Below are 14,382 nucleotides of genomic sequence, written 5' to 3'. Positions count from 1 at the left end.
CGACACAAGCATCGGACGGGCCGCGCGGGACACCCGCGCGGCCCTTTTGTTGGCCGGATCAAACAGCCTCTTGCGCGGGATCGGGACGCGCCCTATTCCCTGCGCATGACACAGCATGACCGCCTTCTGATCATCGACTTCGGCAGCCAGGTGACGCAGCTGATCGCGCGCCGCCTGCGGGAACTGAACGTCTATTGTGAAATCCACCCCTACCAGAACGTCACCGATGACTTTCTGGCCGGGTTCGCCCCCAAGGCCATCATCTTTTCCGGCGGCCCGGATTCGGTGATGCGCGACGGGTCTCCGCGCCCGCCACAAAGCGCCTATACCCTGGGCGTGCCGATCCTGGGCATCTGCTATGGCCAGCAGGTGATGATGCACGACCTGGGGGGCCGGGTCGAAGCGGGCGAACATGCCACCGCCGAATTCGGCCGCGCCTATGTCGCGCCGGCGTCCGATCACCCCGATTTTCTGACCGGCTGGTTCCTGGACGGCAAGGAACAGGTGTGGATGAGCCACGGCGACCACGTCGCCGAAATCGCCCCCGGCTTCCAGGTCTACGGCACCTCGCCCGGCGCGCCCTTCGCCATCACCGCGGACCTGTCGCGCAACTTCTATGCCGTGCAATTCCACCCCGAGGTGCACCACACCCCGAACGGCGCCACGCTGTACGAAAACTTCGTCAGGCTGGCCGGGTTCACCGGCGACTGGACGATGGGCGCCTACCGCGAGGAAATGATCGCCAAGATCCGCGAACAGGTCGGCTCCAAAAAGGTGATCTGCGCGCTGTCCGGCGGGGTCGACAGCTCTGTCACCGGCATCCTGCTGCACGAAGCGATCGGCGACCAGCTGACCTGCGTTTTCGTCGATCACGGCCTGCTGCGCCTGAACGAGGCCGAGCAGGTGGTTCAGATGTTCCGCGACAACTATAACCTGAACCTGATCCACGCCGACGAATCCGACCTGTTCCTGGGCCAGCTTGAAGGCGTCAGCGACCCCGAAACCAAGCGCAAGATCATCGGCAAGCTCTTCATCGACGTGTTCCAGAAATACGCCGACCAGATCGAGGATGCCGAATTCCTGGCGCAGGGCACGCTTTACCCCGACGTGATCGAATCGGTTTCGTTCTCGGGCGGCCCGTCGGTCACCATCAAAAGCCACCACAACGTCGGCGGCTTGCCGGAAAAGATGGGGTTGAAACTGGTCGAACCGCTGCGCGAACTGTTCAAGGACGAAGTCCGCGCGCTGGGTCACGAACTGGGCCTGCCCGCGTCCTTCATCGGGCGGCACCCGTTCCCCGGGCCGGGCCTGGCGATCCGCTGCCCCGGAGAAATCACCCGCGACAAGCTGGACATCCTGCGCAAGGCCGACGCCGTCTATATCGACCAGATCCGCAAGCACGGGCTTTATGACGAGATCTGGCAGGCCTTCGCCGCGATCCTGCCGATGCGCACCGTGGGTGTGATGGGCGACGGGCGCACCTATGACTATGCGCTGGCGCTGAGGGCCGTGACCTCGGTCGACGGGATGACCGCGGATTACTATCCGTTCACCCACGACTTCCTCAGCGAGACATCGACCCGGATCATTAACGAGGTCAAGGGCGTGAACCGCGTGTTCTATGACTGCACGTCGAAACCGCCGGGCACGATCGAACTGGAATGACCCCGCGCCCCGGCGTGACGGCATTCTGACCGTGGCGGCCCGTTCGCGGGCCGCACCACGCGCCACGCCGGTCAGGCACCGGTTGACCGGCCCTACATCCGGAAATCGCGCCAGACCGGCGGCATCACGAAATCGACGTTTCGCCGGTCGTTGGGTGTGTCCAGCGGATGCGGCAACGGCGCGGCGGGGCGCAGATCCGTGACCCGGTCACGCCGCAGATAAGTGATCTCGAATGTCGGCGGCACGCTCAGACGGCCAAGGCTCATCGGCGCGTCGCAGTTGTTGATATGGACATGGGCCACCACGAAATCGCGCCCCAGCCGTTTCAGCACGCGCAACTTCTGCGCCGCAGCGCCGTCGCGGAACACCTCGTGGAAATCGTGTACCTCCAGCGCGATGATCCGGAACCGGTTCAGCACCGCATCGCTGACCGTATCCAGCACGTCCCATTCCGCCCCTTCGATGTCGATTTGCAACAGCAGGTCGCCCTGTGCCGGCGCTTTCCCGGCCACCCAATCATCCAGCGTGATGAACCCCGGGCGGGTTTCCGGCCCCAGGAACAGTTTCTCGAAATCGAACAACGGGTTCTGCACCGGCGGCCCGTCCACCGACGCGTCCGCCATGAACACCGGAACGCCGCGCGCCGCCATGTCCAGGTCGAAATCGACCATCACGTTCACCCCCGGCGAAAATGACGCCGCCAGCCCGTCAAGATCGTCGGGCAGCAGGTACCCGCCGTCCCGTGCGCCGCCGATCCGAACCAGGTCGAAACCGGTTGCCATCGGCTCCAGCCCCGGCAGCACATCGGCCAGCACCTCGACCGGCGTCAGGCCGTCCCGGTCAAGCAGCTGTTGGAACGCGGTGTCGCGCGCCAGTCTTTCCTTGCGTTTGCGGCGTTTGCGCTGCCAGCGTGTCAACGGGTAAAGAAAATCCATCGCGGTCCTTCCAACGTCGCGGCCCGTGCAGGCCCCGACCCGCTATAGCCCCAACGTCGCGCAAATCCAATGCCGCGCCGGTGCCAAACAATCCTTGCCAAACACCTCTGCTTCGGGACAGATGCCGCCATGTCGCACCGGCCTGATCCCACAGTGTTTTCCCCTGTTGTCCGTCCTACGGCAGCCGTCCTTCGTCATGGCAAGGGGGCAGCGTGAACCAGACCCTCAAGGCCGCGCTCTGGATGACCGGGGCCATCGTGTCCTTCACCTCGATGGCAGTGGCCGGGCGTGCGGTCAGCCTCGATCTCGACACGTTCGAGATCATGATGTACCGCAGCCTGATCGGCGTGGGACTTGTGCTGCTGGTGTCCAGCCTTGCCGGCACCCGCAACCAGATCGCCATGCGCAAGATGGGTTTGCACACCCTGCGCAACATCAGCCACTTCGCCGGGCAGAACCTTTGGTTTTACTCGATCACGGTGGTGCCACTGGCACAGGTTTTCGCGCTGGAATTCACGTCTCCACTGTGGGTGATCCTGCTGTCGCCGCTGATCCTTGGTGAACGGCTGACAGCCAGCCGGGCTTTGGCCGCGGTGCTGGGATTCATCGGTATCCTGATTGTCACCCGGCCCAGCCCGGAAACCTTCCACATCGGCCTGCTGACGGCGGCGCTGGCGGCCATCGGCTTTGCCGGGTCTGCGGTGTTCACGCGTCGGCTGACGCGCACCGAAACCATCACCTGTATCCTGTTCTGGCTGACGGTCATGCAATCGGTCTTCGGCCTGGTCTGCGCCGGGATCGACGGCGACATCGCCCTGCCCAACTCCACGAACCTGCCATGGATTGTCGTCATCGCCGTCGCCGGGCTGGTGGCGCATTTCTGTCTGACGACGGCACTGGGTCTGGCTTCGGCCACCGTGGTGATGCCGATCGATTTCGTCCGCCTGCCGGTGATCGCCATCGTCGGCGCGCTGGTTTACGGCGAGGCGCTGGATCCCTTGGTCCTGCTGGGCGCGGCCGTCATCTTTGGTGCCAACTATTACAACCTCCGGGCGGAAACCCGCACTGTGACGAAAACGTGACGTTGCGCCCCGTGCACGTAAGCTGACGTATCGTCAAAGATTGACCGTGCGCCATACCCGTCGTTAGCGTCCCACCAGAGGAGATTTTCGGGGCTCACTCCCCCGGCACCTTAAGGGATGAGGAACATGAAACGTATTCTGTTCGGGGCGTCTGCCCTGGCAATGTGCGCAGGTCTTGCGCAGGCCGGCGGGATCGAACGCACCACCCAGTCGGCACTGGTCCTGTACGAAAAGGGCAACCACGCCGAACTGTCCTTCGGCAGCGTCACCCCAAGCGTCAGCGGCACCAGCCGCGCCGTGCCGCCTGTGCTGCCTGCGGTTGGCATCGGCAACGTCGCCGACGATTACACCCTGCCCAGCGCCGCGATCAAGCTCGACATGGGCGAGAAGATGGCCTTCGCGCTGATCTTCGACAAGCCCTGGGGCGCGGACGTGGCATATGACCCGACCAACCCGATGCTGGGCGGCACGATGGCGACGGCCTCGACCTCGGCCATCACCGCGCTGCTGAAGTACCAGGTCAACCCGTCGTTCAGCGTTTTCGGCGGCTTCCGCCACCAGAAGGCCGAAGGCGACATCACCCTGACCGGCGCGGCCTATGGCGCGGTCAGCGGCTACAAGGTTACGCTGGATCAGGCCTCGGCCACCGGCTATGTCGTGGGTGCGGCCTATGAAAAGCCGGAAATCGCCCTGCGTGTTGCGCTGACCTACAACTCGGCAATCGAACACAGCATGGCCACCACCGAATCCGGCCCGCTGGTCGACCCCGATGGCGCCGGCCCGATCCCGGCGCTGCCGCTGCTGAACGGCACCTCGACCACCAAGGTCAAGACCCCCGAAAGCTGGAACCTCGAATTCCAAAGCGGCGTCGCCGCCAACACGCTGGTGTTCGGCTCGATCCGGCGCGTCAAGCATTCGCAGTTCCGCGTCGATCCGACCAACTTCGTCACCGTCACCGGTGGCGGCCTGATCGACCTTGACGATACCACGACCTACAAGCTGGGCGTTGGCCGTCGCTTCAACGAAAAGTTCTCGGGCCTGGTCAGCGTGTCCTACGAAGCTGCCGGCAACGATCTGGTTTCGCCGCTGGCGCCGACCAACGGCAACACCACGCTCACCATCGGTGGCGCGTACAGCATCAACGAAAACGTCACCCTGTCGGGCGGCGTCAGCTATGCCTGGCTCGGCGATGCCAAGCCTGAAACCGGTACGCCCGACGTGGCCCGCGCCGATTTCACCGACAACCACGCCCTGGGCGTCGGCATGAAGATCGCCTTCAAGTTCTGATCGCTTCCTTGCGACGGACAAACGCCCGGGCCGGAACGCCCGGGCGTTTTTCTTTGCGCCCGGCGCAAGGGATGCGCAGGAACCGGATCGCGCCGCCCCGGCAAAGCGCCTAGACCGCCACCATGACACAAACCGCCCTCTCCCCCCGCACCTGGTTCGAACTGACGCTGCTGGCCTTGCTTTGGGGCGGATCGTTCCTGTCCAACCTCGTGGCGCTGGACGAACTGGGCCCGCTGACCATCGTGGCGCTGCGCGTCAGCCTGGCTTGCGCGGTCCTCTGGGCAGTTGTGCTGTTCCGTGGTCAGCACGTCCCCCGCGGGCTGCGGACCTGGGGGGCCTTCGCGGTGATGGGCCTGCTGAACAACGCGATCCCCTTCTCGCTCTATTCCTGGGGGCAGCAGTTCATCCCCTCTGGCCTGACGGCGATCTTCAACGCCACCACGGCAATCTTCGGCGTGCTGGTGGCGGCCCTGGTCTTTGCCGACGAACGCCTGACCGCGCGGCGCGCGCTTGGCGTGGCCATCGGCTTCGCGGGCGTGCTGACCGCCATCGGCCCTGCCGCGTTGCTGCGGCTTGATCTGACGTCGCTGGCGCAGCTGGGCGCGATTGCCGCCACCTTCTGCTATGCGCTGGCGGGGGCGTGGGCGCGGCATTTCCTGAAAGGCGTGTCGCCGGTCATGGCCGCGACCGGGATGCTGACCTGCTCAAGCGTGATGATGATCCCTGTCAGCCTCTGGGCCGAAGGGCCGCCGCCCCTTGTCCTGCACCCCGCGACCTGGGCCGCCGTCCTGTACTACGCGCTGATCGCCACCGCGCTGGCCTACCTGCTGTATTACCGCGTTCTGGCCGCCGCCGGGTCGGGCAACCTGTTGCTGGTCACGCTGATGATCCCGCCGGTTGCCATCGCACTTGGCGCGTGGCTGCGCAATGAGACCCTGCCGCCGCAAGCCTATGCCGGCTTTGCCCTGCTGGCCCTGGGGTTGGCGGTGCTGGACGGGCGGCTTTTGCGCCGCAGACAGCGGGTTTGACGTGGCCCGCAGGGCAGCTTACCAAGCCAAAGAACCGCCCCAAGGACCAAGGCCCCGACGATGCTGTACCAATCTGCCCAGGACTGGCGCGACGCGCCGCACAAACGGGTTGTCCTGTTCGCCATGTCGGGGCTGGGCAAGACCCATGTCTCGACTACGCTGCGCGACACCGGGGACTGGTTTCACTATTCCATCGACTACCGCATCGGCACCCGCTACATGGGCGAATACATCGTCGACAGTTGCCTTGCTGCCGCGATGGACCATCCCTACCTGCGCGAAATGCTGTTGCACGACGCGATCTATATAGCGCCCAACGTGCACACCCACGACCTGACGGCCGTCTCAACGTACCTGGGCAAACCGGGCGACACGGCCAGGGGCGGGCTGCCGATCGACGAATACACCCGCCGTCAGGCCCAGTTCAAACGGGCCGAGGAACAGGCGCTGCTGGACACCGACCATTTCATCCGCCGCGCCGAACGGGTCTATGGCTATCCGCATTTCATCTGCGACACCGGCGGTTCGATCTGCGAATGGGTCGACCCGCACAACCCGCAAGACCCGATCCTGAGCGCGCTGAGCCAAGCCGCCCTGATGGTCTGGATCCGCGGCGCCGACGACCACACAGAAGAACTGATCCGCCGCTTCGACAAGGCGCCCAAGCCGATGGCCTACCAGCCGGAATTCCTGTCGCGTGTCTGGGCCGACTACCTGTCGGAAACAGGCCAGGCGCCCGATCAGGTGGACCCGGATGCCTTCATCCGCTGGACCTATGCCCAGGCGCTGGCCCACCGCCAGCCGCGCTACGCGGCCATGGCCCGCGCCTGGGGCATCACGGTGGACGCCAGCGATATGGCGCAGGTCGAAGATGCCGACAGCTTTACCGACCTGATCGCCCGCACCCTTGAGAGTGCCGGAAAACCGGCCTAGATCGACAGACCTGAACCGACGGCCCCGGCACCGGGGCCCGACGGACAACCCAAAGGACCTGACGGATGCCCATCAAACTGCCCTCGAACCTGCCCGCCTACAACGTGCTCTCGCGCGAAGGCGTCATGGTCATGGACGAGGACGCGGCCGCCCATCAGGACATCCGACCGCTGCGCATCGGCTTGCTGAACCTGATGCCCAAGAAGATCCAGACCGAAAACCAGTTTGCCCGGCTGATCGGCGCGACGCCGTTGCAGATCGAATTCTCGCTCATCCGCATGACCGAGCACGAGACCCGCAACACCGCTGCTGAACACATGGAAGAATTCTATCGTCCCTGGGCCGACGTCGAGGCCACGGGCGAGAAATTCGACGGCCTGATCATCACTGGCGCCCCGATCGAACACCTGCCTTACGAGGACGTGACCTATTGGGACGAACTCACCCGGATCTTCGACTGGACCCAAAGCCATGTGCATTCCACCTTCGGCGTCTGCTGGGGCGGGATGGCGATGATCCACCATTTCCACGGGGTCAACAAATACCTGCTGGATCACAAGGCTTTCGGCTGCGTGCGGCACCAGAACCTTGCGCCCGCCTCGCCCTATCTGCGCGGGTTTTCCGATGACATGGTGATCCCGGTCAGCCGCTGGACCGAACTGAAGCGCGCAGAAATCGAAGCCGCCGGCCTGCCGATCCTGATCGACAGCGCCGAAACCGGCCCCTGCCTGGTCGAGGATCCGGCCCATCGCGCGCTCTATATCTTCAACCACTTCGAATATGACAGTGGCACGCTGAAAGAAGAATACGACCGCGACGTGGCCGCCGGAAAGCCGATCAACGTGCCTGCGAATTACTATCCCGACGACGACCCGTCGAAGCCGCCGCAGAACCGCTGGCGCAGCCACGCCCACCTGCTCTATGGGAACTGGGTGCAGGAAATCTACCTGACCACCCCCTACGACATCGGCCAGATCGGGATCAGTTCGACCGACTGGCGCGCCTGACGCCCCCGGACGTGTCCGGGGTCGCTGCCCGCAACCTCTGCCGCCCAACCGCCGCGCGCCGTGTTAACCCGGCCCCGGCGCATCCCGATGCGCATGGAATGTGCATCGGTTGTGCATGCAGTGTGCCCCCCACAAAGTCCCGCCTCCTCAAACTGTTACCCGCGATTCGCGCGGTCGGTTTGCCTTCCCCCGCTCCGCGCCCCATATTGCGGTTAACCGATGTACCCAAAGCGCCATGTTTCACCGCACCCTACTTGCCATCGCCGTCGCCAAAGCCGCACCCCGCGCCCTGACCACCGGGCAAAGGTCATGATCCGCATGGTGTTCCTTGTCCTTCTCCTGAGCGGGTTCTGGGCGCTAACTCTTTGGAAAGCCTCGAAACACGAAGCGAACGCAGAGGAAACCCACCCGCCCCTGGGCGATTTCGTCACCATCGACGGCCACCGCGTGCACTATGTTCAGAAAGGCACCGGGCCGGACCTTGTCCTGATCCACGGCGCATCGGGCAACCTGCGCGACTGGACCTTCGACACCGTCGACCGCCTTGCCAGCCGCTATCGTGTCACGGTGTTCGACCGCCCCGGCCTCGGCTACACCGACCGCATCAACAAGACCGGTGCCACCATCACCCAGCAGGCCGACCTTCTGGTCAAGGCGTCCCGACAGGTCGGTGTCACGCAACCCATTGTTTTGGGACAATCTTATGGCGGTTCGGTCGCGCTGGCCTGGGCTGTGAACCACCCCGACGACCTGTCGGCGCTGGTGCTTCTGGCCGCCGCCTCGATGCCTTGGGACGGGTCGCTGCCGACCTATTACCGCATCACCTCGAACCCTGTTCTGGGGCCGGTGGTGATCCCGCTGCTGACGGCCTGGGTGCCAGACCGGGTGGTGGAAAGCGCCATCGACGAAACCTTTTTGCCGCAACCCGCCCCGGACGGGTATCACGACTACATCGGCGCGGGGCTGACCCTGCGCCGGGTGTCGATGCGCGCAAACGCGCTGCAACGTGCCAACCTTTTGGAAGAAGTGATAAAATTGCGCCCGGGCTACGAAGGCATTTCGGTCCCGACCGAAATCCTGCACGGCGATGCCGACACCATCGTCGGGCTGCACATCCATTCCGAACCCTTGTCCCGGATCATCCCCGGATCGGTGCTGACGGTGCTGGATGGCATCGGCCACTGCCCGCAGCACGTCGCCATCCCGCAGGTCGACGCCGCGATCGACCGGGCCGCTGCCCGGGCCGGTTTGCGCTAAGCCCCGCACGCCAAAGCGTTTCGAACCGTTTGCGTTAAGCCCCTTAACATCCCATATTGACGGGCAAGAGCAGCCAGAGACCGACATGACCGAGCTTCCTTTTGACGGCGCCATCAGCGCCTTTTTCAATGACACCGCCCCCAATGACATCCGCAACGCGATCAAGCGGGGCGACAAGGATGACATCCTGAACGCCGACTATCCGCATTCCGAACGGATGCCGCGCAAGGCCTATGAAAAGGACCTGACGAAACTGCAGATCGAACTGGTCAAGATGCAGGCCTGGGCCAAGGAAACCGGCGCCCGCGTGGCAATGGTGTTCGAAGGCCGCGACGCGGCCGGAAAAGGCGGCACAATCAAGCGCTTCCGTGAAAACCTGAACCCACGCGGCGCACGCGTCGTGGCGCTGCCCAAGCCCTCGGACATCGAGGCGACGCAATGGTATTTCCAGCGCTACATCGACCATTTGCCCGCCGGCGGGGAAATCGTGTTCTTTGACCGCAGCTGGTACAACCGGGGCGTCGTGGAAAAGGTTTTTGGTTTCTGCACCGACGACCAGCGCGAACACTTCTTTCACCAGGCGCCAGAGTTCGAAAAAATGTTGGTGGATGAGGGCATTTACCTGTTCAAGTTCTGGCTGAACGTCGGCCGTTCCGAACAGTTGCGCCGGTTCATCGACCGCGAACAGGATCCGCTGAAACAGTGGAAACTGTCCTGGATCGACGTCGAGGGGCTGAAGAAGTGGGATGACTACTCCGCCGCGATTCAGGAAACCCTGTCCCGCAGCCACACGCCCCATGCCCCCTGGACGATCATCCGGTCCGATGACAAGCGCCGGGCACGCCTGAATGCGATCCGCACCGTGCTGCACGCGCTGCCCTACAACCGCAAATCGGTCAAGGCGATCGGCCAGATCGACGAAACGGTCTGCGGCGGGCCGGACATCTGGGACGCCTGATGGCGAAACGCGGCTATCACCACGGCAACCTGCGGCAGGCGCTGGTCGAAGCGGCGCTGGAGCTGATCCGCGAAAAGGGGCCGACCGGGTTCACCCTGTCCGAGGCGGCGAAACAGGCAGGCGTGACGCCCGCCGCCGTCTATCGCCATTTCGCCGGGCGCGAGGACCTGATCGCAGAAGCGGCGCGGCAGGGGTACGAAGTTTTTGCCGACGTCATGCAATTTGCCTACGACTCGGGCCAGCCTTCGGCGCTGGCCGCGTTCGAGGCGACGGGACGGGCCTACCTGGCTTTTGCGCGCAAGTATCCCGGCCATTACATCGCGATGTTCGAAAGCGGGATCAGCGTGAACCGCAACCCTGACCTGGCCATCGTGGCACAGCGTGCGCGCGACGTTCTGGAACGGGCGGCCAGCGACCTGTCGAAACACATACCCCCGGAAAAACGCCCCCCCGCCGCGATGTTTTCCGCCCATATCTGGGCGATGAGCCACGGGGTCGTGGAACTTTTCGCGCGCAACAGCCCAGGCTCGGTCAGCCCATTTCCGCCCGAGGAACTTCTCGAAACCGGGATCGGCGTTTATCTGCGCGGGCTGGGCCTGATCCCACCGGACAATTGACCACCGGGTCTGCTATTGCTTGGGTAAGGACAAACAAGACAGGGCAGGCAGATGACATATTCGCGACGTTGGATCTTGGCAGGTGGGGCAACCGCGCTGTTGGCGGGTTGCGGCGGTGGGGTCACCGCCCCTGCCCCACGCGCCCCGGTCGTCGATCCCGGGCTGCGGCCACAGCGAAACCCCGGCTATGACGCCTGGGTCGCCGCCTTTCGCAATCGGGCCCAGGCGCGCGGGATCACCGTGCAGACGCTGAACGCAGCCTTTCGCGGCACCGGGTTCCTGCCCGGCGTGGTCGAGCGCGACCGCAACCAGACCGAATTCACCCGGACGTTGGAAGACTACCTTGCGATCACCGCGTCCGAGGCCAAGGTCAGCCTGGGGCGCGCCGCTTTTGCCCGGCACCGCGCGCTGCTGGCGCAGGTCGAGGACCGCTATGGCGTGCCTGCCGAAATCGTCGCCGCGGTCTGGGGGCTGGAAAGCCAGTTCGGCACCCGGATGGGCGATATCCCGGTGGTGTCGGCCACGTCGACGCTGGCCTATGACGGGCGGCGCGGGGCGTTTTTCGAGCGCCAGCTGATGGCGGCGCTGCGCATCCTTCAGAACGGCGATATCCCCGCCAACCGCATGACCGGCAGCTGGGCGGGCGCGATGGGCCATACGCAGTTCATTCCCACCACATTCGAAGCCTATGCCGTCGATTTTCGCGGCGACGGTCACCGCGATATCTGGTCGGCCGATCCCACCGACGCGCTGGCCTCTGTCGGCAACTACCTGTCGAAATCGGGCTGGCGGCGCGGACAGGGCTGGGGGCTGGAGGTGCGGCTGGCCAGCGCCGATCTTCCCACCGGGCGCGGCACCACGCGCAGTGTGGCGGACTGGGCCGCGGCCGGGGTGCGGCCTGCGCGGGGCGGCGCCCTGCCCGACCATGGCCCGGCCTCGGTGTTGCTGCCATCGGGCGCGGACGGCCCCGCGTTCCTGGTGTTCCGCAATTTCAGCACCATCCTGCGCTACAACAATTCCGAGAAATACGCCCTGGGTGTCGGCCACCTGTCCGACCGGCTGTCCGGTGCGCCGGGGCTGGCGGCAGGGTTCCCGCCCGATGTCCATGGGCTGACGATCGACGACCGCAAGGCGCTGCAACGGGGCCTGAACGCGGCGGGGTTCGACGCGGGCGACCCCGACGGCGTGTTTGGCAAGAAAACCGAAGCCGCCATTCGCGCCTTCCAGCGTGCCAAAGGTCTGCCGGTGACGGGCACGCCATCGCGCGCCCTGCTGGCGCTGGTGGCGTGATGGGGCTGCAACGCTGACCCGCCCTGCAGCGGCCTGTGGCGCGGTGGCCTGCAAGACAAGCAACGACAAAAGCCCCGACGGGTACCGGGGCTTTCGCGGGCGTTGGGGCGGTACAGCTCAGGTTGCGGGCAGAAGGACCCCGGTGAAGAATGCCGACAGGTCGCCATAGGCGTCCAGCGGCAGTACGTTGGCGATATATTGATCCGGGCGCACGACGATCATGCAGCCCCGATCGCGGTCGATCCCGCGCATGTCAAAGATATCGCCAAGGCCCTTGTGATCGACGCAGAAGACCTTTTCGAAGTCGATCAGCCCAAGTTGTCCGGTCTTCGGCCTCAGCAGCGACGGCATGTCTTCGTAAGCCAGTTGGTCAAAGGTCTGCTGAAACACAGCGCGGACGTCGATGATGGCGTCGATATCCTCGACCTTGCGGGTGTGCCTGACCACCGGCGAGGCCGGGTCGGTTTCCAGCCAGTCCGCCAACTTGTGAATGGCCGATCCGGCATCCGAACCGTCGTTCTGGCCGGCAAAGGCATAGATGCGCCAGCGCCCGTCGGCTTCGGCCACATGGCCCAGTTGCATCTGCTTGGCATCGGCAAGCCGGACCACCGGCGCCGAATGAAAGCGGCGGCCGATTTCCTGGCCGCTGGCAAGTGCCTGGTAGGTCGGCGCGGCGGTCAGGGCGCTTCGGTCATATTTCACCGCGAGTCCGCCGGTGAATTCCAGGTTTTCCTTGAAGGCGCGGATGAAGCGCGGTTCGACCTTGCCGTCGCGTTCGTCCTGCGTCGCGGGGGCCGACATGATGCGCGCCCATTCATGGTCCGTTTCCACAAGGCGTTTGGCTTCCAGCAGGCGTTCGCCGGAATAGGAATGCAGTGGCGCCGCATCGGCGCGCCCCTGCAACACATGGGCCAGCTTCCAGCCCAGGTTGAACGTGTCCTGCATCGACACGTTCATGCCCTGCCCGGCCTTCGGGCTGTGGGTGTGGCAGGCGTCGCCGGCGGTGAACACGCGCGGGGTGCGGGTGGCGCGCTTGTCGTCCGGCACATCATCGAACTTGTCGGAAATCCGGTGCCCGATCTCGTAGATCGACCACCAGACAACCTCTTTCACGTCAATGGTATAGGGCGCCATGATCCGGTTCGCGGCGGCGATCATGTGATCCTGGGTCAGGTTCCGCTGGGCGACGCGCTCATCCTCGTTCAGCTTATCCAGTTCGACATACATGCGAAACAGGTAGCCGCCTTCGCGCGGCAGGATCAGCACGTTGCCTTCGCTGGCCGAGGTGATCAGGCATTTCTGCCGCACATCCGGGAAATCGGTGTTGGCAAGGATATCCATCACGCCCCAGGCCTGGTGCGCGGCGTCGCCTTCCAGCTTGCCGCCGATGGCGCTGCGCACCTTCGACCGAGCGCCGTCGCATCCGACGACATAGTTCGCCCGCACGGTGCGGGTTTCGCCCCAGTTCACACCTGTGTCTTCCAGCGTCACGGTCACCGGGTGATCGTCGGTATCGGGGTCAACGCTCAGGTCCTTCAGGCCCCAGCTGTAGTCGGGCTCCAGCCGCGACGGCGCATTGCGCATGACTTCAAGGAACAGTTCGTGCAGGCGCGCCTGGTTGATCAGGATGTGCGGCATTTCCGAGCTGTCGTCGGCCACATCCTGCACCCGGCCCACGCGCTTGATCGCGGCGGGGTTTTCCGGGTCCGGCATCCAGAAATTGGTCTGGTTCACCCAATAGGTTTCGCGCTTGATCTTGTCTGCAAATCCGAAGGCCTGGAACATTTCCATCGTCCGGGTGTTGATGCCGTCGGCCTTGCCCTTGACGATGTTGCAGGGGCTGGCCTCGACGATCATCGTGTCGATTTCGGGGAACTGGGCAAGTTGCGCGGCCAGGCACAGGCCCGCAGGGCCAGTGCCGACGATCAGCACATCAACCTTTTCCGGCAGGGGCGCGTTGGGGCTGCGGTCACGTCGGTTGGGGGCTGCGGTCTTGATGTCCGGGTTCCCGCCACGAAAGCCATCCTTGTAATACTGCATGCTGGGTCCCCTGCTCCCGCTGATCCCTGATGACAGATTAATAGCTATACTTACCAAACGCGGTCAAGAAAAAAGGAAGTGTACAAATTACCAATCTCAAGCCCCTGAATTAAATTGCCTTTATGGCGGATCGACCACGGCCCAACCATCGGCAGAAGTGGGCGGGTGCGGGACACGACCGACCCGGCGCTTGGGCTGGCTCCAAAGGCGCTAGTGGATTGAATCCAACATTTGGAACCCTCGATTTCTTGCGGCGATGATGTCGTTGGGGTCTGCCCGCCAA

13 protein-coding genes are annotated in these 14,382 nt (G+C 64.4%); 10 read left to right on the top strand and 3 right to left on the bottom strand.

Going from position 1 to position 14,382, the window contains the following annotated elements:
- Positions 1-99: 99 nt before the first annotated feature.
- The gene (gene guaA, locus VK792_RS06690; RefSeq protein ID WP_326296785.1) at positions 100-1,665 is read left to right on the top strand and encodes a glutamine-hydrolyzing GMP synthase; all 1,566 of its coding nucleotides are present in this window, start codon (positions 100-102) and stop codon (positions 1,663-1,665) included.
- 92 nt (positions 1,666-1,757) lie between these two features.
- Here guaA and VK792_RS06685 read toward each other — a convergent pair whose 3' ends face one another.
- Positions 1,758-2,600 carry an FkbM family methyltransferase gene (locus VK792_RS06685; protein WP_326296616.1) on the bottom strand — a complete coding sequence of 281 codons (843 nt, stop codon included), beginning with the start codon at positions 2,598-2,600 and terminating at the stop codon, positions 1,758-1,760.
- Between the two features lie 212 nt (positions 2,601-2,812).
- On the opposite strand from VK792_RS06685, the gene VK792_RS06680 reads away from it, so the two are divergent.
- The 9 genes from VK792_RS06680 to VK792_RS06640 all read left to right on the top strand — a co-directional run bounded on the left by VK792_RS06680 (position 2,813) and on the right by VK792_RS06640 (position 12,059).
- Entirely contained in the window at positions 2,813-3,682 is an 870-nt protein-coding gene (locus VK792_RS06680; RefSeq protein WP_326296615.1) for a DMT family transporter, read from the top strand.
- A gap of 126 nt (positions 3,683-3,808) precedes the next feature.
- On the top strand, positions 3,809-4,969 hold the full coding sequence (locus VK792_RS06675; RefSeq protein ID WP_326296614.1) for an OmpP1/FadL family transporter: 1,161 nt from the start codon (positions 3,809-3,811) through the stop codon (positions 4,967-4,969).
- Positions 4,970-5,091: 122 nt separating this feature from the next.
- Positions 5,092-5,997: a DMT family transporter gene (locus VK792_RS06670; RefSeq protein WP_326296613.1), complete on the top strand. Its 906-nt coding sequence runs from the start codon at positions 5,092-5,094 to the stop codon at positions 5,995-5,997.
- A 60-nt stretch (positions 5,998-6,057) separates the two neighbouring features.
- Positions 6,058-6,930: an ATPase gene (locus VK792_RS06665; RefSeq protein WP_326296612.1), complete on the top strand. Its 873-nt coding sequence runs from the start codon at positions 6,058-6,060 to the stop codon at positions 6,928-6,930.
- Positions 6,931-6,995: 65 nt separating this feature from the next.
- On the top strand, positions 6,996-7,937 hold the full coding sequence (locus tag VK792_RS06660; protein ID WP_326296610.1) for a homoserine O-succinyltransferase: 942 nt from the start codon (positions 6,996-6,998) through the stop codon (positions 7,935-7,937).
- Between the two features lie 309 nt (positions 7,938-8,246).
- Positions 8,247-9,194 carry an alpha/beta fold hydrolase gene (locus VK792_RS06655; protein WP_326296609.1) on the top strand — a complete coding sequence of 316 codons (948 nt, stop codon included), beginning with the start codon at positions 8,247-8,249 and terminating at the stop codon, positions 9,192-9,194.
- Between the two features lie 85 nt (positions 9,195-9,279).
- On the top strand, positions 9,280-10,152 hold the full coding sequence (gene ppk2, locus VK792_RS06650; RefSeq protein WP_326296608.1) for a polyphosphate kinase 2: 873 nt from the start codon (positions 9,280-9,282) through the stop codon (positions 10,150-10,152).
- On the top strand, positions 10,152-10,769 hold the full coding sequence (locus VK792_RS06645; protein WP_326296607.1) for a TetR/AcrR family transcriptional regulator: 618 nt from the start codon (positions 10,152-10,154) through the stop codon (positions 10,767-10,769). Before ppk2 ends, VK792_RS06645 begins: the two co-directional genes overlap by 1 nt.
- Positions 10,770-10,820: 51 nt before the next feature.
- On the top strand, positions 10,821-12,059 hold the full coding sequence (locus tag VK792_RS06640) for a lytic murein transglycosylase (protein ID WP_326296606.1): 1,239 nt from the start codon (positions 10,821-10,823) through the stop codon (positions 12,057-12,059).
- A gap of 117 nt (positions 12,060-12,176) precedes the next feature.
- Here the strand turns inward: VK792_RS06640 and VK792_RS06635 are convergent, their stop codons facing one another.
- Both VK792_RS06635 and VK792_RS06630 read right to left on the bottom strand, forming a co-directional pair.
- The gene (locus VK792_RS06635) at positions 12,177-14,099 is read right to left on the bottom strand and encodes an FAD-dependent monooxygenase (RefSeq protein WP_326296605.1); all 1,923 of its coding nucleotides are present in this window, start codon (positions 14,097-14,099) and stop codon (positions 12,177-12,179) included.
- A gap of 50 nt (positions 14,100-14,149) precedes the next feature.
- Positions 14,150-14,382, bottom strand: a 233-nt coding sequence (locus VK792_RS06630) for a hypothetical protein (protein WP_326296604.1), incomplete at its 5' end; no start/stop codon positions are given.

The organism is Mesobacterium hydrothermale, assembly GCF_035818635.1.
Taxonomy (GTDB): domain Bacteria; phylum Pseudomonadota; class Alphaproteobacteria; order Rhodobacterales; family Rhodobacteraceae; genus Mesobacterium_A; species Mesobacterium_A hydrothermale.
This window is presented reverse-complemented; position numbering and strand designations above follow the sequence as displayed.

Excerpts from the sequence above, each read along its gene's own strand:
- VK792_RS06685 (WP_326296616.1), bottom strand. The coding sequence starts at position 2,600 with ATGGATTTTCTTTACCCGTTGACACGCTGGCAGCGCAAACGCCGCAAA.
- VK792_RS06675 (WP_326296614.1), top strand. The coding sequence starts at position 3,809 with ATGAAACGTATTCTGTTCGGGGCGTCTGCCCTGGCAATGTGCGCAGGT.
- VK792_RS06670 (WP_326296613.1), top strand. The coding sequence starts at position 5,092 with ATGACACAAACCGCCCTCTCCCCCCGCACCTGGTTCGAACTGACGCTG.
- VK792_RS06665 (WP_326296612.1), top strand. The coding sequence starts at position 6,058 with ATGCTGTACCAATCTGCCCAGGACTGGCGCGACGCGCCGCACAAACGG.
- VK792_RS06660 (WP_326296610.1), top strand. The coding sequence starts at position 6,996 with ATGCCCATCAAACTGCCCTCGAACCTGCCCGCCTACAACGTGCTCTCG.
- VK792_RS06655 (WP_326296609.1), top strand. The coding sequence starts at position 8,247 with ATGATCCGCATGGTGTTCCTTGTCCTTCTCCTGAGCGGGTTCTGGGCG.
- ppk2 (WP_326296608.1), top strand. The coding sequence starts at position 9,280 with ATGACCGAGCTTCCTTTTGACGGCGCCATCAGCGCCTTTTTCAATGAC.
- VK792_RS06645 (WP_326296607.1), top strand. The coding sequence starts at position 10,152 with ATGGCGAAACGCGGCTATCACCACGGCAACCTGCGGCAGGCGCTGGTC.
- VK792_RS06640 (WP_326296606.1), top strand. The coding sequence starts at position 10,821 with ATGACATATTCGCGACGTTGGATCTTGGCAGGTGGGGCAACCGCGCTG.
- VK792_RS06635 (WP_326296605.1), bottom strand. The coding sequence starts at position 14,099 with ATGCAGTATTACAAGGATGGCTTTCGTGGCGGGAACCCGGACATCAAG.